The 19399-nt window shown below is 34.1% G+C and carries 27 protein-coding genes; 16 read left to right on the top strand and 11 right to left on the bottom strand.

Annotation, left to right across the window (positions count from 1 at the left end; genetic code table 11):
- Positions 1 to 301: 301 nt before the first annotated feature.
- Entirely contained in the window at positions 302 to 529 is a 228-nt protein-coding gene (gene relB / locus ORH16_RS18455; protein WP_265460380.1) for a type II toxin-antitoxin system RelB family antitoxin, read from the top strand.
- Entirely contained in the window at positions 529 to 795 is a 267-nt protein-coding gene (locus ORH16_RS18450; RefSeq protein WP_265460379.1) for a type II toxin-antitoxin system RelE family toxin, read from the top strand. The genes relB (ORH16_RS18455) and ORH16_RS18450 overlap by 1 nt, the downstream gene beginning before the upstream one ends.
- A gap of 195 nt (positions 796 to 990) precedes the next feature.
- Here ORH16_RS18450 and ORH16_RS19035 read toward each other — a convergent pair whose 3' ends face one another.
- Entirely contained in the window at positions 991 to 1602 is a 612-nt protein-coding gene (locus ORH16_RS19035; RefSeq protein WP_416207882.1) for a type II CAAX prenyl endopeptidase Rce1 family protein, read from the bottom strand.
- Positions 1603 to 1725: 123 nt separating this feature from the next.
- Between ORH16_RS19035 and ORH16_RS18445 the strand changes: the two genes are divergently transcribed.
- The 6 genes from ORH16_RS18445 (at position 1726) to phnE (ORH16_RS18420) (ending at position 7323) form a co-directional block, all read left to right on the top strand.
- Positions 1726 to 2208 carry an LMxysn_1693 family intestinal colonization protein gene (locus ORH16_RS18445; protein ID WP_265460378.1) on the top strand — a complete coding sequence of 161 codons (483 nt, stop codon included), beginning with the start codon at positions 1726 to 1728 and terminating at the stop codon, positions 2206 to 2208.
- A 186-nt stretch (positions 2209 to 2394) separates the two neighbouring features.
- Positions 2395 to 2583, top strand: a complete 189-nt coding sequence (locus ORH16_RS18440) for a hypothetical protein (RefSeq protein WP_265460376.1) — start codon at positions 2395 to 2397, stop codon at positions 2581 to 2583.
- Between the two features lie 906 nt (positions 2584 to 3489).
- A complete protein-coding gene (locus ORH16_RS18435) occupies positions 3490 to 4575 on the top strand; it encodes a phosphate/phosphite/phosphonate ABC transporter substrate-binding protein (RefSeq protein ID WP_265460394.1) in 1086 nt (361 codons plus the stop codon).
- A 143-nt stretch (positions 4576 to 4718) separates the two neighbouring features.
- Positions 4719 to 5474: a phosphonate ABC transporter ATP-binding protein gene (gene phnC / locus ORH16_RS18430; RefSeq protein WP_265460393.1), complete on the top strand. Its 756-nt coding sequence runs from the start codon at positions 4719 to 4721 to the stop codon at positions 5472 to 5474.
- Positions 5475 to 5674: 200 nt separating this feature from the next.
- Entirely contained in the window at positions 5675 to 6487 is an 813-nt protein-coding gene (gene phnE / locus ORH16_RS18425; RefSeq protein ID WP_265460392.1) for a phosphonate ABC transporter, permease protein PhnE, read from the top strand.
- 14 nt (positions 6488 to 6501) lie between these two features.
- Positions 6502 to 7323, top strand: coding sequence for a phosphonate ABC transporter, permease protein PhnE (phnE, locus tag ORH16_RS18420; RefSeq protein WP_265460391.1), 822 nt, complete (start codon positions 6502 to 6504; stop codon positions 7321 to 7323).
- A 225-nt stretch (positions 7324 to 7548) separates the two neighbouring features.
- Here the strand turns inward: phnE (ORH16_RS18420) and ORH16_RS18415 are convergent, their stop codons facing one another.
- The 5 genes from ORH16_RS18415 to ORH16_RS18395 all read right to left on the bottom strand — a co-directional run bounded on the left by ORH16_RS18415 (position 7549) and on the right by ORH16_RS18395 (position 9651).
- Positions 7549 to 7875: an IS30 family transposase gene (locus ORH16_RS18415; RefSeq protein ID WP_265460390.1), complete on the bottom strand. Its 327-nt coding sequence runs from the start codon at positions 7873 to 7875 to the stop codon at positions 7549 to 7551.
- Positions 7876 to 8072: 197 nt separating this feature from the next.
- Positions 8073 to 8435, bottom strand: a complete 363-nt coding sequence (locus ORH16_RS18410; RefSeq protein ID WP_265460388.1) for a helix-turn-helix domain-containing protein — start codon at positions 8433 to 8435, stop codon at positions 8073 to 8075.
- A complete protein-coding gene (locus tag ORH16_RS19030; RefSeq protein WP_416207886.1) occupies positions 8416 to 8874 on the bottom strand; it encodes a recombinase family protein in 459 nt (152 codons plus the stop codon). The genes ORH16_RS18410 and ORH16_RS19030 overlap by 20 nt, the downstream gene beginning before the upstream one ends.
- 11 nt (positions 8875 to 8885) lie before the next feature.
- Complete coding sequence (locus tag ORH16_RS19025) at positions 8886 to 9020, bottom strand: recombinase family protein (protein ID WP_416207884.1); 135 nt, start codon at positions 9018 to 9020, stop codon at positions 8886 to 8888.
- Positions 9021 to 9315: 295 nt separating this feature from the next.
- A complete protein-coding gene (locus tag ORH16_RS18395) occupies positions 9316 to 9651 on the bottom strand; it encodes a hypothetical protein (protein WP_265460387.1) in 336 nt (111 codons plus the stop codon).
- A 252-nt stretch (positions 9652 to 9903) separates the two neighbouring features.
- Between ORH16_RS18395 and ORH16_RS18390 the strand changes: the two genes are divergently transcribed.
- Positions 9904 to 10488: a helix-turn-helix domain-containing protein gene (locus ORH16_RS18390; protein ID WP_265460386.1), complete on the top strand. Its 585-nt coding sequence runs from the start codon at positions 9904 to 9906 to the stop codon at positions 10486 to 10488.
- Between the two features lie 532 nt (positions 10489 to 11020).
- Here ORH16_RS18390 and ORH16_RS18385 read toward each other — a convergent pair.
- Entirely contained in the window at positions 11021 to 11236 is a 216-nt protein-coding gene (locus ORH16_RS18385; RefSeq protein ID WP_265460385.1) for a hypothetical protein, read from the bottom strand.
- Between the two features lie 1299 nt (positions 11237 to 12535).
- On the bottom strand, positions 12536 to 12649 hold the full coding sequence (locus tag ORH16_RS19020) for a DUF536 domain-containing protein (protein ID WP_416207883.1): 114 nt from the start codon (positions 12647 to 12649) through the stop codon (positions 12536 to 12538).
- 239 nt (positions 12650 to 12888) lie between these two features.
- On the opposite strand from ORH16_RS19020, the gene ORH16_RS19015 reads away from it, so the two are divergent.
- Positions 12889 to 13116, top strand: coding sequence for an LPXTG cell wall anchor domain-containing protein (locus ORH16_RS19015; RefSeq protein ID WP_416207885.1), 228 nt, complete (start codon positions 12889 to 12891; stop codon positions 13114 to 13116).
- 72 nt (positions 13117 to 13188) lie between these two features.
- Here the strand turns inward: ORH16_RS19015 and ORH16_RS18380 are convergent, their stop codons facing one another.
- The gene (locus ORH16_RS18380; protein ID WP_265460384.1) at positions 13189 to 13860 is read right to left on the bottom strand and encodes a winged helix-turn-helix domain-containing protein; all 672 of its coding nucleotides are present in this window, start codon (positions 13858 to 13860) and stop codon (positions 13189 to 13191) included.
- 657 nt (positions 13861 to 14517) lie between these two features.
- On the opposite strand from ORH16_RS18380, the gene ORH16_RS18375 reads away from it, so the two are divergent.
- Together ORH16_RS18375 and ORH16_RS18370 are read left to right on the top strand one after the other, a co-directional pair.
- Positions 14518 to 15132 carry a recombinase family protein gene (locus ORH16_RS18375; protein WP_265460383.1) on the top strand — a complete coding sequence of 205 codons (615 nt, stop codon included), beginning with the start codon at positions 14518 to 14520 and terminating at the stop codon, positions 15130 to 15132.
- A 75-nt stretch (positions 15133 to 15207) separates the two neighbouring features.
- Complete coding sequence (locus ORH16_RS18370) at positions 15208 to 15714, top strand: hypothetical protein (protein WP_265460382.1); 507 nt, start codon at positions 15208 to 15210, stop codon at positions 15712 to 15714.
- A 120-nt stretch (positions 15715 to 15834) separates the two neighbouring features.
- Here ORH16_RS18370 and ORH16_RS18365 read toward each other — a convergent pair whose 3' ends face one another.
- Positions 15835 to 16554, bottom strand: coding sequence for a replication initiation protein (locus tag ORH16_RS18365; protein ID WP_265460381.1), 720 nt, complete (start codon positions 16552 to 16554; stop codon positions 15835 to 15837).
- A 338-nt stretch (positions 16555 to 16892) separates the two neighbouring features.
- Here ORH16_RS18365 and relB (ORH16_RS18360) point away from each other — a divergent pair, with 338 nt between their 5' ends.
- Together relB (ORH16_RS18360) and ORH16_RS18355 are read left to right on the top strand one after the other, a co-directional pair.
- Entirely contained in the window at positions 16893 to 17120 is a 228-nt protein-coding gene (relB, locus tag ORH16_RS18360) for a type II toxin-antitoxin system RelB family antitoxin (RefSeq protein WP_265460380.1), read from the top strand.
- Positions 17120 to 17386, top strand: coding sequence for a type II toxin-antitoxin system RelE family toxin (locus tag ORH16_RS18355; protein ID WP_265460379.1), 267 nt, complete (start codon positions 17120 to 17122; stop codon positions 17384 to 17386). Before relB (ORH16_RS18360) ends, ORH16_RS18355 begins: the two co-directional genes overlap by 1 nt.
- A gap of 195 nt (positions 17387 to 17581) precedes the next feature.
- Here the strand turns inward: ORH16_RS18355 and ORH16_RS19010 are convergent, their stop codons facing one another.
- Positions 17582 to 18193, bottom strand: coding sequence for a type II CAAX prenyl endopeptidase Rce1 family protein (locus tag ORH16_RS19010; RefSeq protein WP_416207882.1), 612 nt, complete (start codon positions 18191 to 18193; stop codon positions 17582 to 17584).
- A gap of 123 nt (positions 18194 to 18316) precedes the next feature.
- Here ORH16_RS19010 and ORH16_RS18350 point away from each other — a divergent pair, with 123 nt between their 5' ends.
- The gene (locus ORH16_RS18350) at positions 18317 to 18799 is read left to right on the top strand and encodes an LMxysn_1693 family intestinal colonization protein (RefSeq protein ID WP_265460378.1); all 483 of its coding nucleotides are present in this window, start codon (positions 18317 to 18319) and stop codon (positions 18797 to 18799) included.
- Positions 18800 to 18985: 186 nt separating this feature from the next.
- A complete protein-coding gene (locus ORH16_RS18345; RefSeq protein ID WP_265460376.1) occupies positions 18986 to 19174 on the top strand; it encodes a hypothetical protein in 189 nt (62 codons plus the stop codon).
- The last annotated feature ends 225 nt before the right edge of the window (positions 19175 to 19399 follow it).

The following is a 19399-nucleotide window of genomic DNA, read 5'->3' as shown; positions in this document are numbered from 1 at the left end:
TATCCTTAATCAGTCAAGGTCTTATCTAACATAAAGCCCCTTGTACTCAGACGAAAAGACCTTCATAGTCAGACGAAAAGACCTTCATAGTCAGACAAAAAGACCTTCATAGTCAGACAAAAAGACCTTCATAGTCAGACAAAAAGACCCTTGTACTACACCTCTAATCTTACAGCGCCAAGCGATACAGCACACCTAAAAAAGGTTTAAAAAAAATATTAAAAAGATATAAAAAGAACTATAGACAATTTTACTCTTTATTCTCTTTGTATTACAATGACATACAAAGGAGCTGAACAGCATGGCGATGATTACAATTCGTGTCAGCGATCAAGAAAAAGAATGGCTAGACCATATGGCGGAATTTTACGGCATTACCTTATCGGAGTTGATGAAAACTTATTCTATGGCGCAATTAGAAGACGAGTACGACAAACAAACTGCGGATATCGCGCATAAATTATGGGTAGAAGGCGGTAAAGAAACAGTTAGCATGACCGAGATGTTAAAAGAGTTTGGTGGCGTTTAATGGTCTACCGGTTAGAATTCAGCAAAGACGTTCAAAAACAATTGAGAAAAATGGATAAGCACCAAGCAGCTTTAATTGTCCGCTGGCTTTACAAGAATGTAGACGGTACAAATAACCCTAGACAGAATGGAAAAGCTCTTACAGGCGATTTAGGAGCGTTCTGGCGGTATCTTATTGGAAACTATCGGGCAATTGTTGAGATTGAAGATGATAGATTGGTGATTACAGCTATTCAGGTAGGCCATAGGCGGAATATTTATGATTGAGGACAGAAAAAAACCAGTCAAGCGAATGACTGGCTAGAATATTGAACCTCAACCGTTTTCCGCCAGTTGAGTGTATCTGTGAGTTAGCACTATGGGAGAGTGCTTAGTTAAGTTTAATTTTACGGAAAATTTGCTTAAAATCAAGATTCAATTCACCTGCTTTTTATCTCACACTACTCGACTAAACACGTTTTACTAAGAGTTCATAACTGAAATCAAAATGACTAGTGAATTATAAAATATATGTGTATATATTGGGTAAAGAAGATTTCTTTTTTTTGCGTATAAAAACCCTAAAACAAGACCTAATAAAAAAAGAGGCAAAAGCAAAAGAATATTTCCTACTAGAGCAAATCGATGGGCATATGCGAATAATAACGAGGAAATTACAACTGTTAATTGTGTGAAAAAAATCTTTGTTGGATATAAATAAATCAAAATATATCTGTAAACAAACTCTTCAAATAATGGAGATAAGAATATGTAATTCAATAAAAAATAGATTTTGAACTTTATGTTAGGGTCATAAAATTCCACATTATTAAACACAAGAAATAAATAAACTGTTACTAAGAGAACAAAGCAAAATGCTATTAAGAACGAATGAAATAAAATAGATTTCTGATTTTTTAAAAACTTTTTTTTAAAAAGATCTTTTCTAAACCAGATAATACCTAATATTAGGAAAATTATTTGTAGAGTCTCTAAATTGATATAGCGTATACTTCCAGGTAAATTAAAAAAAGCGAATGAAAGAAGCCAAAAGATAGTAAACAATATTTTTTTTGATTTAAGTGTAAAATTCATGTGATCAGCTCCTGTTCTAGTTGAAAGCATTTTCAAAAAAATGGTATTATTGCTACAATATATATATATATTAACCATCTTTTTATGTTTTTTCAATTTTATTATAATGTAAGGGGGAGCATCATGAAAAAGAAGAGTTTATTATTTATGTTGTTTGTTGGAGCTATAATATTTATCAGCCCTATCAAAACTTTAGCTACGAATGAAATAGCTTCTGTTAACAAAGAAGAAGCTAGCTATTCATTTATAGAGGAAGATTTAGTTGGAACTCGAGTGGAAAATTCTACTGTCGATACTAGCGGACCTACTCCAAGGATGGGGGGATACCTTTATAAATATGTTAGCCACAGTGAGTCAAATAAAAAGACATCATATGTCAAAACTTTAACAGTTTCGACAGGAATCACATTCTCTTGGAGTGCTGCAACAAAGCTTGGTACCTTTACAATCGGATCGACTACTTCAGTATCAAAACAAATAAAACAGTACAAAAACACAAGTGTTATTAAATCTAATTGGAGAGTTTATGATAAATACTCTGGCAACTATATACGTACAGAAACTATAACTGCTAATTCCACTTATTATAGTTATAAAAATGTCTAGAAGTCCCGATGACGAGTAGACGTAATACGATGAGAAAAAGAAGCCAGCTCTTTATGAACTGGCTTTTACTTTACATAAGTTACGTTATACCAAGTTAATTTATTCGTGATGATGGTTATTCTTTATCCGTAATATGATATCGTATTAAAGATAAAAAGTGGAGTCTATATAGGAGAGGAATGAACGATGAAAAAAGTATATTTAATGGCCGTTTTACTAAGTTCAATTCTAATTGCTTCAGGATGCAAAGCAGATACTGAAAGAGCTACGAGAACTTCAGTATTAATTACTAATTTTGTAGAAACTTTTGATGCTTCTACTTTACATAATTATTCTTATGAAAAAGTAGCAAATCCCCCCTGCATCTTTTTATGAGGGGGGATTTTGAAAGGGTTCTTTATACAGAAATGCGAGTCCTGTTTTGGTGGGGCATACCTTTACTATACAGCTACTATGTAAAGATTAAATAAGAATCATGTAAAAATCTATTTAAATCTATCTTTTTCAACATTGTTGGGTTAAAGGGTGTAAAAGGCCAAAAAAAGATGTAGGTTTTGGGCCAATGAAAAGCAGATTAGATGTAGGTACGTTTAATAACACTATATTAGGTATAACTTTACTTGGAACTAAGGTGTGATAGCCTTTGGCTGAGCCGCATCCTTTCCGCTTAGGCTTTTTAAAGGCGTACAATCACACCTTTAGAAGGTTCCTAGTCAAGTTATACCGGATTCCATAATGAAATTTGGATTAAATAGACAATTATTAATGGCCCAAAACCTACATTTTATCGTGGCCCTTTATAAAAGGGAGCCCCTAAAGACTCAACGAATTACTAAAATGTGTTCTTTTGGACTTTGTTCTACATAGAATAGATTTGCTGGTCTGTAATATTGATTGAAACAAAGAACCCATCAATACAATCATTGCGTTGTTCATACTAACTAGTAAAGATAAACATACCACACATCAAAATTCTTGACGCTACCGATAAAATTTACATAATTTTGACGTAAATTTTACTTTGAAATGATTTAATAGTCTTATATCGTGGTAATACAAAGCACATCTGCGATACAAGTAACTAATCATACACCTTTAACAACTCAAAAGATTACTAAAAAATATTTTGACTTTTTATAAAAAGTCAAAATGCTATAAACGCAGATTTAACAGTATTTACCGAAATAATAATGAATCAATTTCTTTACTAATTATAGATTGATTGTGACACCAAAAAATTAAATTAGAAATAACAAACTATCAGAACAAGGGGAAGAATTTATGCAAAGAGTATTAAGAAAAAGAATTAGCTTATCGGTTATTTTATTGACTACCATTTTTACACTTGTAGCCTGCGGAAGTAACTCTACAGATACAAAAACTTCTAATACTTCTGGTACTTCAAGCGAAGTAAAAACGGAAGAGAAAGTTATTCAAGATTTGAAAATTGCATTCGTACCTTCTAAAAATCCAGATGATATTGTTAGTGCTACTGAACCTCTAGAAGATTTGTTAATTAAAGAACTGAAAGAACAAGGATATACTGTAGATAATATAGATATTACAGTTGGAACAAATTTTGAAGCAGTAGGCGAATCTCTGGCATCCGGAAGTGCAGATGTAGGATTTGGTGTACCTGGAGGAACAGTTGCGCTTTATCGTGATGATACAGATGTTATTTTGACTGCTACAAGAAATGGTTTAAATAAAGATAGCACTGACCCTAAAGATTGGAATGACGGTAAGGAGACCGAACAAACATCTGAACAAGTAACATCCTATCGCTCAATATTGATTGCGGGTCCTTCTGATAAAGGGCAAGAGTTAGCCAAGAAAGTTAATAATGGAGAAAAATTATCTTGGGATGATTTAAATAGCGCAAATTGGGGAGTGTCTTCTACCACATCATCTGCCGGATATATTTACCCATCTCTGTGGTTAAATGAGAACTATAAAAAGAATATTACAGAATTAGATTCAACAGTCATCATTGACTCCTACGGTTCTGGATTTGCTCGTCTAGCTTCAGGACAAATCGACATTTTACCGGTATATGCTGATGCAAGACGTGATTTTCAAGACCAGTGGACTTCTGAATATGGCCAATCTGAAGATATTTGGAAAACTACAAATGTAATTGGAGTAACACCACCTATCTATAATGATGCAATAATAGTATCCAAAGAATCTAAAATTATAACGGATGATTTTAAAAAAGCTTTATCCGAGGCGCTAATCAATTTAGCGAAAACTACTGAGGGTAAAAAAATAATTGATATATACTCCCATTCAGGATACAAAGAAGCCAAGTCTTCAGATTACGAAGATGCTTTCAAAGCTGCTGACTTGATGAAAAATTCTCAATAATCTTGTGGATTCGCTACATGTGAGAAAACAATTAACAACTTAGTATGACTTTTTCTATTATTCAACCCTAAAGAAAGCAAATGACAATTCGTCTCGTTTTCTTTGGGGGATATGATGATTAATAGAAATGCAGGGGGCTGTAAATGATTGAATTTCAAGAGGTTACAAAACTGTACCCTAATGGTGTAGTAGGTTTGGAAAATATTAATCTGACAATTTCTCAGGGAGAATTTGTTGCAATTATTGGTGCGAGTGGGGCTGGGAAATCTACGTTAATCCGGACGATCAATGGTCTGACTGCTATCTCATCAGGAAGTTTAAAAGTGAACGGAATAGAAATTTCTAAGCTTAAAGGCCGGAAATTACGAAATTTAAGACAGAATATAGGCATGGTATTTCAATCATATAACTTGGTGCCACGTATTTCAGTTCTTCGAAATGTTCTATCATCTTATGCTCCTCATCTGTCGTGGATTCAAGTTCTATTCGGGTGGTACCCAAGAGCAGCAAAATTAGGTGCGTTAGAATCTCTAAATCGAGTGGGAATTTTAGATAAAGCATTCATCCGAACTGACCAATTATCTGGAGGACAACAGCAACGAGTTTCGCTAGCCAGAGCATTGAATCAAAATCCTGATATTTTGTTGGCAGACGAACCTGTTGCAGCTCTAGATCCGGTAACGGCAAAAGAAGTGATGGATGACTTTAAAAAAATAAATAAAGAACTAAATAAAATTGTGATTATTAATATTCACCACGTTGAATTGGCCTTGGAATATGCTCACCGCATTATTGCTATAAAAGACGGGGCTATTTTTTTTGACGGTCCTGTCAGCGCCATTACAAACGAAGTTTTAGATGAAATATATCGAAAATCTACCACCAGTAAACCGAGTTAATACCGATAGATATTCTCATGAGGATCCTTACCGTATTCTAAAAATCAATAAGAAGTATGAACCATGCCTAAATTTAGATATGACAAAGATTTAGAGGATGTGCTATAAAGAGCTATTTAGTTTAAAACTGGCATACTTAATCCGATAAAATCAATCTAAACCAAATCATCAAACACAAAATGTTTGGAGAAGGAAAATAAATGAAAAAAGTAAAGTTCTCTAATCGCTATCAATTGCCTAATGGTCAATACATAATCGAAAGAAGAAGTTGTACACCAATTCTATTCGCTGTATTTATCGGTCTTTTAATACTGTCACTTCAGTTTACTCAGTTTAATTTTTCAGCTTTGATGAATAGAGGCTACCAATTTTGGGTTATCTTTCTTCAATTTTTTCCGCCTAATATAAATTATTTATCTTCGGTCCTCCAACCTTTAGCAGATACTATCAAAATGAGCTTTATTGGTTCTTTTTTAGGAAGTATATTGGCAGTACCTTTTGCCGTTTTAGCATCAAATAATATTGTCAATAACATTTTTTTAAATCAATCAATTAGGTTATTGTTTACTATTCTTCGAACATTACCTACCCTGGTAATTGCACTAATTGCTACATACATTTTTGGTCTAGGAACACTAGCAGGTACAATTGCTATCTTTCTGTTTTCCTTTAGTTACGTTGGAAAACAACTTTTTGAACAAATCGAGACAGTAGACCTGGGAGCATTTGAGGCGATTCAGTCAATGGGAGGGTCAAAAGGAAAGACTTTCACCATAGCCATTATACCGCAATTATTGCCAATATATATAACGACTGTTCTTTTTAATTTTGAAGGAAATGTTCGATATGCTGCAATACTAGGGTATGTTGGAGCAGGTGGCATAGGGTTGATATTAAATGATCGATTAAATAATCGTGATTATGAAAGCGTTGGAATGATTTTGATTTGTTTGTTCTTGTGTGTATTGATTATCGACAATTTAAGTCAATTCATAAGAAAAAAATTGGTGTAAAGGACAATTTATTAATGGAAAAGGATGTTCTAAATCAAATAAAAAAAGAAAAACATAATACTAAGTATATTCTCATTATTACTATGATCATACTTACTTTATTCATTTGGTCAATGTCAGCTTTATCTTTGAAATCACCTTCGAATAATGGAATAGCGATTGCTGGAAACATTTTTTCTGGTATATTACAGCCAGATCTAATTTTTTTGTTTGAAATAAACGATAAGGGTGTACTTTATTTATTAATAGAGACACTGTCCATTGCATTTTTAGGAACTATCTTGGGAGGAGTAATGGCTTTACCGTTAGCCTTTTTAAGCGCCAAAAATTTGATGCCAAAACCAGTGGCTTACTTCATACGTATCGTAATAATGATTATTAGAACTATTCCATCTTTTGTTTATGGTTTAATGTTTATCAGAGTGACAGGCCCAGGGTCTTCAGCTGGTGTTTTGACACTAGGTTTAATATCAATTGGTATGTTATCAAAAATGTTTACTGAAACAATAGAAGATTTGGATAAAGGTATTTTGGAAAGTATGGATGCAGTTGGTTGCACTAAATTGCAAAAAATTAAATTTGGAATTGTTTCTCAGTTAAATGCTGATTTTTTTTCAATTTTGCTATATCGATTGGATATGAACCTTAGAGATGCCAGTGTTTTAGGATTAGTGGGAGCAGGTGGGATAGGTGCGCCCTTAATATTCGCTATGAATGCATATAAATGGAACCAGGTTGGTTCCATTCTTATAGGTTTGTTTATCCTAATTTTAGTTGTAGAATTAATTTCTTCAAAAATACGAAATTATCTTATGGGACGCTCTAAAAAATACTGATTTAATACTTCCCCAAATAGTTTATCTAATTATCTATTTTGTTATTTAACCAGTAAGTAGACATAATATTGATTACTACAGGACAGTTTGGTTTGCCGAATAATAACATCAAATGCGACATCAATTATTTATCACGAATTTATCTGCCGCTCTTAAAATAACAATTGGGTTTAAGCGTGGTTTTTTTGTATGGAAATTAGAAAATTTGATATAACTTAGAATACGTTATTCTATTGAAGTTAAAACTATCTCATTCTGGAAAACCTCTTGAGCAGATTTCCAGTTAAACAGTTTTCGCGGTCGATTGTTAATCGCTTTTGTTGCTTGATTGCATGCACGTTGTGTAATCTTGGTAAATGTTGAACCTTTAGGAAAATATTCTCGTAACAGACCATTATGATACTCATTTGAGCCACGTTCATGCGGGCTAAACGGATGCGCAAAATAGATTGTTACGCCTAATTTTTCCATAAGACTGACGTATTTTTGACTCATAAACTCTGTGCCACGATCACACGTAATGGAGTGAACAGCGTTTGGATAGTCTTTCATCAATTTTCTCATGGCTTCATACATATTTTTGGCTGTTTTTTGGGGCATCCTTTACGTTTGATATTGCCTGGTCTTTCGTTCAACGAATGTAGCCAAAGTAGCTGAACTTTGTCTTGATGAAAGTACACTATCTCCTTCCCAATGACCAAACGCTTCACGTGTGGTGACTTCTGTTGGTCGGAGCTCAATACTGCGGTCTAAAAGCCATTTCGTATCTGGTCTACGGAGTAATTTATCCGGTTTTCAATCCCACAAGCAATCTGTTCTGGTGATAATTTCAACGTTAAGTAATGGCGAATTCGTTTAATAAGAGGCTTCGTAGCCTTTGTTTTTTGGCCGGCGTTTTTCTTCCGCATTCTTGCCAAGTTTCCTGCACTAATGGCTTGATATGGCATAGCTGCAAGTGTACTCTTTTCCCCCTGTGACATGGTTTTTCGTTTCAATTCTCGGTAAATAGTTGAACGGTGACGGCCAAGTTGTTTCGCAATTCTAGAAATGGGGACATCAAATCTGACTGCTGTTTCCATGTAGCCTCGTTCTTCAGCTGTTAGATAGCCCATAATTATCTCCTTTGAGTGGTTTCTCCATTGCCAACAATTTTCTGCGATTCAACTCTTTATAAAAAGTCCCTTGAGACATTTGGGTTGCTTCTAAAATTTCGTTAATCGTGTACTCACCACTGCTATGCATCCGAATCGCTAAAGACATGCGTTCCCTAGGGATTTTAGGGCGACCAATGCGTCGGCCTCTTTTCGCACTTGCACGAAGACCTTCCCGGATACGTTCTGCTAATAAATTTCGTTCTAGTTCAGAAATGACACTTAACATTTGACGCATAGCTTTTCCAGTTGGTGTGCTAGTATCCATATTTTCTTTTTGGGATACAAAGACAATCCCTTGTTCTTCAGAAAGTTGGAGTAATTGCAGGAGATCCAGCGTTGAGCGACCAAGACGAGAAATGTTTTCAACAACAACGTGTTCCTGCGGGCGAATAATCAGTAATAGTTGTGCTAAGCCTGGGCAGTCTTTACTGGTACCTGTATATTTTTCAGTAATTTTTTTTCTACACCATAAGCCTCTAGTGCATCAACCTGTCTTTCTAAATGTTGTTCTTCTTTAGATACTCTTGCATAGCCAATTTTCATATACTTTTCACCTCCATTTCATTGTCTCACATACTTTTCTGCTGTAAAGACTTTCTATAACCATTAGTGTAACGATTTTTCATACATAACAAATCCCAATCTAATAGCATCCGATAAATAACACCCTATATTACATAAACCTATAGATTTATGTAATCCTGTTAGTAAACCAAGACAGAAAAAGACAAGTACCATCCTGCTCCTTCAACTAGAACTACCAAAGGATGAGGCATACTTGTCGCATTTTCTTTTATTATTCGAGAGAAGCCAGTTCATTTAGTGAACTGGCTTCTTTTTATAATATTTCTATAGCACCATGATCATCCACATGTTTCTCGTGAACGTGTTGTAAACGACCTTCTACAATATAATCTAGGTGGTCTCCATGCTGTATTTTTTCATGGCCACAATCATCATTATGCAAGCAGGGTTCTTCAACGTGGTTGCAAGCATTAGGATTTTTTTCAGAAATCTCTATTGCACATTCGTCCCAATGATTTTCATGTTTGTGATGAAGATGTCCATCATGAACATAATCTACATGATCCTTATGCAAAATTTTCGTATGTCCGCAAGAAAGTGAATGTTCGTGACTATGTTTTTCATGAACGGCGTGTTTTAAACTATCCATAATTAAAATCCTCCTAACTTATTTATATTAAGGTTAATTTATACCGTGGGAAATTACAACTAACAACACTTTGAAATTGAGAATTTGATAGAAAAAGTTTTTTGATCTACTTAACCTTCTTTATATTAAGATAACCCTTCATTTGAAAGCATGTAAACAAATATGTACACTAAAAAATATTGATATGTATTTATTAATAGACAGACAAATAAGTAATCTCACGTTAATCTTAACTCACTAAGGAGATATAAAATGAATTTTAGCAAACAATTAAAAAAATATCGGGAAATAAATCAATTATCTCAAGAAGTGCTGTCTGAAAAAATATATGTTACCCGCCAAACAATTTCTAAGTGGGAAAATGATAAAAGTTATCCAGATATTCATAATTTAGTAGCACTAAGTATTTTTTTTGATATCTCACTAGATGAATTAGTCAAGGGAGACGTGGATATAATGAAAAATGTTGTGACAAGTAAAAAAATGAATCAAGATAGTCTAAAAATGCTGATTTTCTTGTTGCTAGCAATAATTGTTGGAATACCTAGTATGTTGATTTTCTCTTGGCGGGGCTTCAGTCCTTTCGTAATTTTATCGGGAATTTCTATGATATTTGCATTTAGACTTGAGAGTCTTAAGAAGAAGTATAATATAAAGACGTATAAAGAAATTATTGCCTTTACTGAAGGACACGCTAATTTAGATGAAATAAGGATGAAAAGAAATCAAAAAAAGGATATTGCAACTAAAATTCTTATTGTATTAGTATTTGCACTTTCCGCAGGTCTTCTTGCTTTAATAGTTAAAGTGCTGACAGAATTTATTATAAATCATTAAAAAACGTTATTTAACGAGTAAGTTCACATAATGCCGATTATCCAAAGTAGCCCGCCAGATCAACGTCTGACGGGCTTTTTCTTGTGAATTTTTTGAAGTCTAGCATTTTTCATTTTTCAAACGTTGATTTAACGCTATTTTACCCTCTAAAAAGTTAGTGAAATTTTCTTTATCGTGATAATCAGACTCGTTATAAAAAAACTGCTGAGGCTTATCTTATACCTCAGCAGAAAGAAAGAAACAATGTGGTAAAATATTACCTATGTTGTCAGAAATAGTTTACAACAAGTCACAGAATTATTTAAGTAGTTTGCTTTGTCATAAAAAAAAGCCAATCAAAAAGATTGGCTAGATACAACTTAGTCAAGAGGAAAATAAAATTTAATCATTAAGTACATTTATTAAACCCTTTTAGATCTAAAAAGACTACTTTGTACTTTTACAGCAAGCAAATTTCTTTCCCAACTACTTATAAACCGGGCATTTTCAATTTTTTTTGAAAATATGAAATGACTGAAATACAGTCCACTTCCTAATAAGTAGCATTTTTTTCGTGCTTCCTACTGCTGATAGCTTTAGTCTTGTTTTTCGTTAAAAATAGCTCCTCATCGGCACTCGCATAATACTTTGGATTGAGTGTCAGATTACCGTCCTTATCTCCTTTATTGACAAGCGATAGGAGAAATGGGCTGAATCCAAGAATACCTAGCAAAAGTGAGCCAATCCATAACGTTTTTCTGTTAAACATACTTCTCACTCCTTATTTTTTAGAGCAGGCCCATCATAAGGGAAGTTTAATCAAGAGCGCTACTATTGGAGGTTACCTTATAAGCCTGCTCTTTCTCCTTAGTATACCATGTCTCGCAAAATAATGAAGCGCTTTCTCTTGCTGACTTTTCCATTTGACTGTATACTAATAGAGTAAGGAACCAATGATTCCCACAATTAGAATTTCGAAAATTTAGAGTAGTGTATTTTCTAAAAGAATGAAGCTAGTTGGCACGCTCAATGCGAGGCGTGTAAGTGAAGTTGGTTACACAAAAAGAGGAAAGGCGTGGGAACGTGAGACACTCCTTACAGTTTCTGGAAGGGCTAACAAATTTTATATAAAGTACAAAAGAATTACTCCTTGAAACACATTGAATCTTGTCCGTTAGCCCTTCTTTTTTTCTATCTTGTTTCTCTCTCTCCTAAGAGGACTTTAAGCCACTCCAAAAGCGTCGTAGCTACACAAAAAATGGTCTTTACTTTTCAAGTAGAGACCATTTTTTTGTCACCAAATTATCAAAAATTATAAGTTCCTCTCTCACCTAAAAGTTTCCTCAACTATCCCTATAGTTTACTGGTAGAGACTTCTAAATCCCGTCACTAATTTTAAAAGTTTACATGATAAATTTCAGATTATTAGTCCCTTAGTTGTGCCTTTTTCCTCCTCCTAACAAACTAACCAAATTTAAAAATTCACACTTTTGTCATATTTCACAAAGAAATCCTGTAAGAGCATAAGGGAAACCTGATATCAAATTTGATATAAACCGCAGAGCGGTTTGGTTTTAGAGTGATATCAGTTTTTTTTCACATGCGGCAAATACGGGCTTATCTGCCGGGCCTATTTTTAGGGAGTGCGGCAAATATGGCCGTATTTGCCGCACCCAATTCTCAAAAAAACCCCGTTTGCGGCAAAAATGGCCATATTTGCCGCACCCTATTTTTTTGTGATGTTTTTGAAACGAGCTTAACTAAAAAAAGCGAAGGTCAGTTTCCCTACTTTTTTCTCTTACACTACGCAACTAAACACGGTTGCATTTTGTTCGTCAAGTGCTCCACTTAAGTTGTATGGATTGTTCGATCTCCTTCAAAAAAAAGCAAACCCAAATCGAACCATTTTCCAAAAAAAATAGTTCTAAGTTAGTTAATGAACAGTCAATTTCATTTCCAAAACTGAAACCATTTTTTGACAATCCATGCATCTTTACGATTGAAGATTCCGTTTGTAATTGTTCCTCTTCTTCCTTACTTTCGTGACCCGATTCTTCTGCATATGTAACTAATAAATGAGACTGGAGTTGTTCAATTTGCTTGTTGGCCCAAGGGTGAGTTGTTGTTGCTGGCCTAACAATTTTTGCTTTCTTTCAAGTTCAAGATTTTTGTTTTCTAACATGCTTCAAAATCTAATATCTCACTACCGATATTAGATTTTGAAGCATGGGGCAACGACTATAAACGAAACTCAAAATGTCACTCAAACAGTTCAGTATCTCTACACAGATGGCTCAACTACGTATGGTGCTTGGACTACAGTTGGTGGGACAACATTTGATTCAATAATAACTCCAACGACTACTGGATTTACTGCTGAAAAAGAGGCAGCTGACACCGTAGAAAATGTAACGGGAACGACTGCCAATAGTATCAATTACTGTTGTATACACAAAAAAACTTTGCCTTCTACAGGCGGGGGAGGAACAACAACGACTTCCTATTACAGGAGGCACGACAACAAGTACCACAAGATCCTTACCTCAAACAGGAGAGGCTGATTCTTGGTTTACTCTGATAGTGGGAATCTCACTTTTGGGCGTTGCGGGTCTTTTAACATTCAAAAGAAGAAAATTTTTCCATAAGTAAAGAACTTATCATGACAACAAAAAAGAGCCACTAAGCAGCTAGCTTGGTGGCTCTTTTCGTTTAATCTAATCTTTATTTTTCCGGAATTGGTTGGACTAATTTATAGCCTTTTTTCCATTTAATTTGAATCAATTCTTCTGGTTCTAGTTTTTGTTTCGTCCATTTTTCTTGAATTCTACGTACAAGTTGGGATAACTGTGCCATTCGGGATTCTATCTTAGTGTCCTCCATCCCAACAGATCCCCATACTCGAAGAGCTAATTGCTCTCTTGTGATATAAGTATTGGGGTGTTTTTCTAATTCAGTAAGTAACTTCCTCTCGGTTTTAGACAACGAAGATTTAAACTCCAGCGATTTAAATAAAAACGTTTTAGGTGATAGATTGGTATGTGCGCCTTCAGATATTAGACCAGATTGTTCGGAAAGAAACTCTCGTAAGTCAACCAAAGAAATAGCTGGGTTTAAGAAATTGGCTTCAATTTCAGTATCTTCTTCCATTTGAGCTACTCGAAAAATCATGTTGGTAGAGTTTCTTATTTTTTTCGACAACGATAAGCACTCGTGATTAGTCAGCGTCTCACTTAATACAATAATGTGAAACAAAGAAAGATCTACATTCGTTTTTAGCGCATCCGTCACTAAGCTAACTGAATAAAAAATTTCATTCCCTAATGATAAGAACATATTTCCTAGCGGTTTATCTAACTGTTCATTTTTAGTTAAAAATAACACTCTATATTCCATGTATATTCCTCTAATCATTACTATATTATCATTTTACATTTCTTCTAAAATACGTCAATTATAATTTAACATAAATCACATTTAAACTTAAAAAAATAATTTTTTTAAAGTGAAGCCTGTCCCCTAATTCTTCTGCTTATATTCTCCTACTTAATTTTGAACCGTTGCATGCGCAGCATTCTTCCTTCTCAAAACCCAGTAAAATTTTATTAGACTGAAGGGCGATGTACTCTTCAGCAGATATACTAGAAAAGTGGTTAAAATCTTAACTAAGTGAACAAAATTACTATACAAAAATTTGTTAGCTTGAAGAATCACTTTGCTTAACTAGAGAAAAAATGTTTGATATCCATACCAAATCCTATAAATTCTTAGTGATTCACGGGCACTATTGATGTGTTCCCCGGGTGCATTGATGGCACCATATACTCCTAATCTGACTCCATAGAAAACCCCTGCACTGCTGGTATATAACAATAGTGATGCCAGGTTTCCCTTATGCTATTTTTCCTAAAATTTCTAACTCCCAAAAGTATTGTACTCTAAGGGCACCTCCTAAAAGTACACCTTGAGATGGCCTGAAAATCCCTTGACAACAACAGCAAAAAGTACTCTAAGGGTGTTCTTTTTGATTTTTTATGAAAAGGGGGATGTTTAATGATTGTTGGGTATGCACGATTTTCTACTCAAAAACAAAATCTTGACCGTCAAATTGAGAGTTTAAAAACCTATGGCTGCGAAGAAATATTCACTGAGAAAGTATCAAGTAAGACCACCAAAGGCAGACGTATCTTTCAAGATTGTTTAGCCTTTCTCCGTAAGAAAGATACGCTTGTAGTCGCTTTATTAGACCGACTAGTGCGCAACTACAACAATATTACAAACGTTGTCCGAGATTTAAGCACTCGCCAAATAAACTTAGTTGTGTTGGATATGCCCTTTTTAAACGCTGAAATTCAAGATGAGAGTATGGTATATTTATTTAAAGATATGGTGATTAATCTATTATCCTATGTGGCCGAGAACGAGCGTAATAAGATGTTAGAGCGCCAAAAGGAAGGAATAGCTGTCGCCAAGTCCAAAGGCGTGTATAAGGGCAAACCGTTGGAATATTCAGCAACCGCTAAAGATCACAAAAAACGAGTGCTTTATTTTGGGATAGTACAAGATTTAAATGCTGGCGAGCCGATTATGAGTATCGTTAAAAAGTATGGGGTCAGTCGAAATCTGGTGTATCGAATCAGGAAAGAATTAAAAAATGGGGAACACTGAAAACTAGTGTTCTCTTTTTTTATATTGGAAATTGAAGTATTATCAAGCGTATCACCATGAAACGGAGTTTATGAAATGGCTGAAACGCTTTATACAATACGTCAGATAGCTGATATAGCAGGAGTTTCCAAGGTTACGATGTACCGATATATTACTGAAAATTCGTTTCACGAAACGTTAATGAAACGAAACGCTAAAATGTATGATGAAACGACTAAAAACCTTATTTTAAAAGGATTTTCTAGCAGAACCGTTTCAAGCGATTCAGAAACGGCTGAAACGGTAGATGTGACTACAAATTTGCTAAAAGACCAAGTTAAAAATCAACAGTTACAGCTTGCAGAAAAAGACGAGCAGATTAAACAACTCCATAAATTATTAGACCAGCAACAGCAGCTATCTTTACAAGATAAAAATCAAGTTAAAGAACTGAAAGAGCGTATCAGCGAATTAGAGGGGCTTATTGTAGCCCCTGACGATTTTCAGGAAGATACAGATATAAATACTCCCGAAGAACCTAAAACTTCTGAGAACGTAACTGACAGCTCTAAAAAGCGTAAATGGTTTCAATTTTGGAAATAAAAAAAGCTTGATTGCAAATTAAGAATTCACAATCGAGCTTATCGACATTTAAGGGTTGTAGGACATCCTACCAAGCTACGGTTTTGTGCGCACAAAACCGTAGCTTGCCCTACTTACTCCCTATTCTTTTAACCAATTATGCAAAGTTACTTTAGGCAAAACATCATCATGCAGCTTTTCACGGAAACGAAATTCTAGGCGATCAATTCGATTGCCTTTTTTTGCTTTGATTTTTGTAATCTCGAATGGTTCAAAATACTGGGATAACTCTTTTTGAATTGGTCGAAGAACTTTCTTATCAATATCTGACATTTTGTAGCTATCTGGAATATCTAGCAACTCTCGAAACTCACTAATCTTGACCGTATAATAGCCAGTTGTTTTGAATTGTTTCAAAAGTCGATACATAGACTTGGAATAGCTAGAATTTAATTCCGTAAACTCTAATAATTCAAATTGTGTAAATTCATTACTCAGATTATTTAAGATGTAATCTAATTCTGGATTGATAGATATTTCAACAAATTGGTGTATTGGATTTATTTGGAAACCAGTAAACAATACAAATTTGTAAATAGTTCCGTAGTTATCTGCTTCTCTGTATGTTAGGTGAAGCATTTTATCGTAAATGTTTTCTAAGTCCTTAACAAAACGTTTTATTGCCGTAGGTTTATACTCGCTTAATTCTTTCAAGCTATCAAAAGAAAATCTAACCTTACTCTGACTTTGATTTTTCATTTTCGCACAAATAGCAAAGAATAGGTTCATCTCAACAGAGTTAAATTTTTTCAATGGGATAGTATTCAACTCGTTTTTATATTTAACTGTCAAATCATTCATCAGAGACCCACCTTTTTTTAATTTAATCTAACTAAATTATCCTTAATCAGTCAAGGTCTTATCTAACATAAAGCCCCTTGTACTCAGACGAAAAGACCTTCATAGTCAGACGAAAAGACCTTCATAGTCAGACAAAAAGACCTTCATAGTCAGACAAAAAGACCTTCATAGTCAGACAAAAAGACCCTTGTACTACACCTCTAATCTTACAGCGCCAAGCGATACAGCACACCTAAAAAAGGTTTAAAAAAAATATTAAAAAGATATAAAAAGAACTATAGACAATTTTACTCTTTATTCTCTTTGTATTACAATGACATACAAAGGAGCTGAACAGCATGGCGATGATTACAATTCGTGTCAGCGATCAAGAAAAAGAATGGCTAGACCATATGGCGGAATTTTACGGCATTACCTTATCGGAGTTGATGAAAACTTATTCTATGGCGCAATTAGAAGACGAGTACGACAAACAAACTGCGGATATCGCGCATAAATTATGGGTAGAAGGCGGTAAAGAAACAGTTAGCATGACCGAGATGTTAAAAGAGTTTGGTGGCGTTTAATGGTCTACCGGTTAGAATTCAGCAAAGACGTTCAAAAACAATTGAGAAAAATGGATAAGCACCAAGCAGCTTTAATTGTCCGCTGGCTTTACAAGAATGTAGACGGTACAAATAACCCTAGACAGAATGGAAAAGCTCTTACAGGCGATTTAGGAGCGTTCTGGCGGTATCTTATTGGAAACTATCGGGCAATTGTTGAGATTGAAGATGATAGATTGGTGATTACAGCTATTCAGGTAGGCCATAGGCGGAATATTTATGATTGAGGACAGAAAAAAACCAGTCAAGCGAATGACTGGCTAGAATATTGAACCTCAACCGTTTTCCGCCAGTTGAGTGTATCTGTGAGTTAGCACTATGGGAGAGTGCTTAGTTAAGTTTAATTTTACGGAAAATTTGCTTAAAATCAAGATTCAATTCACCTGCTTTTTATCTCACACTACTCGACTAAACACGTTTTACTAAGAGTTCATAACTGAAATCAAAATGACTAGTGAATTATAAAATATATGTGTATATATTGGGTAAAGAAGATTTCTTTTTTTTGCGTATAAAAACCCTAAAACAAGACCTAATAAAAAAAGAGGCAAAAGCAAAAGAATATTTCCTACTAGAGCAAATCGATGGGCATATGCGAATAATAACGAGGAAATTACAACTGTTAATTGTGTGAAAAAAATCTTTGTTGGATATAAATAAATCAAAATATATCTGTAAACAAACTCTTCAAATAATGGAGATAAGAATATGTAATTCAATAAAAAATAGATTTTGAACTTTATGTTAGGGTCATAAAATTCCACATTATTAAACACAAGAAATAAATAAACTGTTACTAAGAGAACAAAGCAAAATGCTATTAAGAACGAATGAAATAAAATAGATTTCTGATTTTTTAAAAACTTTTTTTTAAAAAGATCTTTTCTAAACCAGATAATACCTAATATTAGGAAAATTATTTGTAGAGTCTCTAAATTGATATAGCGTATACTTCCAGGTAAATTAAAAAAAGCGAATGAAAGAAGCCAAAAGATAGTAAACAATATTTTTTTTGATTTAAGTGTAAAATTCATGTGATCAGCTCCTGTTCTAGTTGAAAGCATTTTCAAAAAAATGGTATTATTGCTACAATATATATATATATTAACCATCTTTTTATGTTTTTTCAATTTTATTATAATGTAAGGGGGAGCATCATGAAAAAGAAGAGTTTATTATTTATGTTGTTTGTTGGAGCTATAATATTTATCAGCCCTATCAAAACTTTAGCTACGAATGAAATAGCTTCTGTTAACAAAGAAGAAGCTAGCTATTCATTTATAGAGGAAGATTTAGTTGGAACTCGAGTGGAAAATTCTACTGTCGATACTAGCGGACCTACTCCAAGGATGGGGGGATACCTTTATAAATATGTTAGCCACAGTGAGTCAAATAAAAAGACATCATATGTCAAAACTTTAACAGTTTCGACAGGAATCACATTCTCTTGGAGTGCTGCAACAAAGCTTGGTACCTTTACAATCGGATCGACTACTTCAGTATCAAAACAAATAAAACAGTACAAAAACACAAGTGTTATTAAATCTAATTGGAGAGTTTATGATAAATACTCTGGCAACTATATACGTACAGAAACTATAACTGCTAATTCCACTTATTATAGTTATAAAAATGTCTAGAAGTCCCGATGACGAGTAGACGTAATACGATGAGAAAAAGAAGCCAGCTCTTTATGAACTGGCTTTTACTTTACATAAGTTACGTTATACCAAGTTAATTTATTCGTGATGATGGTTATTCTTTATCCGTAATATGATATCGTATTAAAGATAAAAAGTGGAGTCTATATAGGAGAGGAATGAACGATGAAAAAAGTATATTTAATGGCCGTTTTACTAAGTTCAATTCTAATTGCTTCAGGATGCAAAGCAGATACTGAAAGAGCTACGAGAACTTCAGTATTAATTACTAATTTTGTAGAAACTTTTGATGCTTCTACTTTACATAATTATTCTTATGAAAAAGTAGCAAATCCCCCCTGCATCTTTTTATGAGGGGGGATTTTGAAAGGGTTCTTTATACAGAAATGCGAGTCCTGTTTTGGTGGGGCATACCTTTACTATACAGCTACTATGTAAAGATTAAATAAGAATCATGTAAAAATCTATTTAAATCTATCTTTTTCAACATTGTTGGGTTAAAGGGTGTAAAAGGCCAAAAAAAGATGTAGGTTTTGGGCCAATGAAAAGCAGATTAGATGTAGGTACGTTTAATAACAC

Origin of the sequence: Enterococcus sp. HY326 (assembly GCF_026157065.1) — a bacterium.
In the GTDB taxonomy this organism is placed as follows: domain Bacteria; phylum Bacillota; class Bacilli; order Lactobacillales; family Enterococcaceae; genus HY326.
The sequence above is the reverse complement of the archived record's forward strand: the minus strand, read 5'-3'. Positions and strand labels throughout refer to the sequence as shown.

Excerpts from the sequence above, each read along its gene's own strand:
- relB (WP_265460380.1), top strand. The coding sequence starts at position 302 with ATGGCGATGATTACAATTCGTGTCAGCGATCAAGAAAAAGAATGGCTA.
- ORH16_RS18450 (WP_265460379.1), top strand. The coding sequence starts at position 529 with ATGGTCTACCGGTTAGAATTCAGCAAAGACGTTCAAAAACAATTGAGA.
- ORH16_RS19035 (WP_416207882.1), bottom strand. The coding sequence starts at position 1,602 with ATGAATTTTACACTTAAATCAAAAAAAATATTGTTTACTATCTTTTGG.
- ORH16_RS18445 (WP_265460378.1), top strand. The coding sequence starts at position 1,726 with ATGAAAAAGAAGAGTTTATTATTTATGTTGTTTGTTGGAGCTATAATA.
- ORH16_RS18440 (WP_265460376.1), top strand. The coding sequence starts at position 2,395 with ATGAAAAAAGTATATTTAATGGCCGTTTTACTAAGTTCAATTCTAATT.
- ORH16_RS18435 (WP_265460394.1), top strand. The coding sequence starts at position 3,490 with ATGCAAAGAGTATTAAGAAAAAGAATTAGCTTATCGGTTATTTTATTG.
- phnC (WP_265460393.1), top strand. The coding sequence starts at position 4,719 with ATGATTGAATTTCAAGAGGTTACAAAACTGTACCCTAATGGTGTAGTA.
- phnE (WP_265460392.1), top strand. The coding sequence starts at position 5,675 with ATGAAAAAAGTAAAGTTCTCTAATCGCTATCAATTGCCTAATGGTCAA.
- phnE (WP_265460391.1), top strand. The coding sequence starts at position 6,502 with ATGGAAAAGGATGTTCTAAATCAAATAAAAAAAGAAAAACATAATACT.
- ORH16_RS18415 (WP_265460390.1), bottom strand. The coding sequence starts at position 7,875 with ATGAAAGACTATCCAAACGCTGTTCACTCCATTACGTGTGATCGTGGC.
- ORH16_RS18410 (WP_265460388.1), bottom strand. The coding sequence starts at position 8,435 with ATGGGCTATCTAACAGCTGAAGAACGAGGCTACATGGAAACAGCAGTC.
- ORH16_RS19025 (WP_416207884.1), bottom strand. The coding sequence starts at position 9,020 with ATGAAAATTGGCTATGCAAGAGTATCTAAAGAAGAACAACATTTAGAA.
- ORH16_RS18395 (WP_265460387.1), bottom strand. The coding sequence starts at position 9,651 with ATGGATAGTTTAAAACACGCCGTTCATGAAAAACATAGTCACGAACAT.
- ORH16_RS18390 (WP_265460386.1), top strand. The coding sequence starts at position 9,904 with ATGAATTTTAGCAAACAATTAAAAAAATATCGGGAAATAAATCAATTA.
- ORH16_RS18385 (WP_265460385.1), bottom strand. The coding sequence starts at position 11,236 with ATGTTTAACAGAAAAACGTTATGGATTGGCTCACTTTTGCTAGGTATT.
- ORH16_RS19020 (WP_416207883.1), bottom strand. The coding sequence starts at position 12,649 with ATGTTAGAAAACAAAAATCTTGAACTTGAAAGAAAGCAAAAATTGTTA.
- ORH16_RS18380 (WP_265460384.1), bottom strand. The coding sequence starts at position 13,860 with ATGGAATATAGAGTGTTATTTTTAACTAAAAATGAACAGTTAGATAAA.
- ORH16_RS18375 (WP_265460383.1), top strand. The coding sequence starts at position 14,518 with ATGATTGTTGGGTATGCACGATTTTCTACTCAAAAACAAAATCTTGAC.
- ORH16_RS18370 (WP_265460382.1), top strand. The coding sequence starts at position 15,208 with ATGGCTGAAACGCTTTATACAATACGTCAGATAGCTGATATAGCAGGA.
- ORH16_RS18365 (WP_265460381.1), bottom strand. The coding sequence starts at position 16,554 with ATGAATGATTTGACAGTTAAATATAAAAACGAGTTGAATACTATCCCA.
- relB (WP_265460380.1), top strand. The coding sequence starts at position 16,893 with ATGGCGATGATTACAATTCGTGTCAGCGATCAAGAAAAAGAATGGCTA.
- ORH16_RS18355 (WP_265460379.1), top strand. The coding sequence starts at position 17,120 with ATGGTCTACCGGTTAGAATTCAGCAAAGACGTTCAAAAACAATTGAGA.
- ORH16_RS19010 (WP_416207882.1), bottom strand. The coding sequence starts at position 18,193 with ATGAATTTTACACTTAAATCAAAAAAAATATTGTTTACTATCTTTTGG.
- ORH16_RS18350 (WP_265460378.1), top strand. The coding sequence starts at position 18,317 with ATGAAAAAGAAGAGTTTATTATTTATGTTGTTTGTTGGAGCTATAATA.
- ORH16_RS18345 (WP_265460376.1), top strand. The coding sequence starts at position 18,986 with ATGAAAAAAGTATATTTAATGGCCGTTTTACTAAGTTCAATTCTAATT.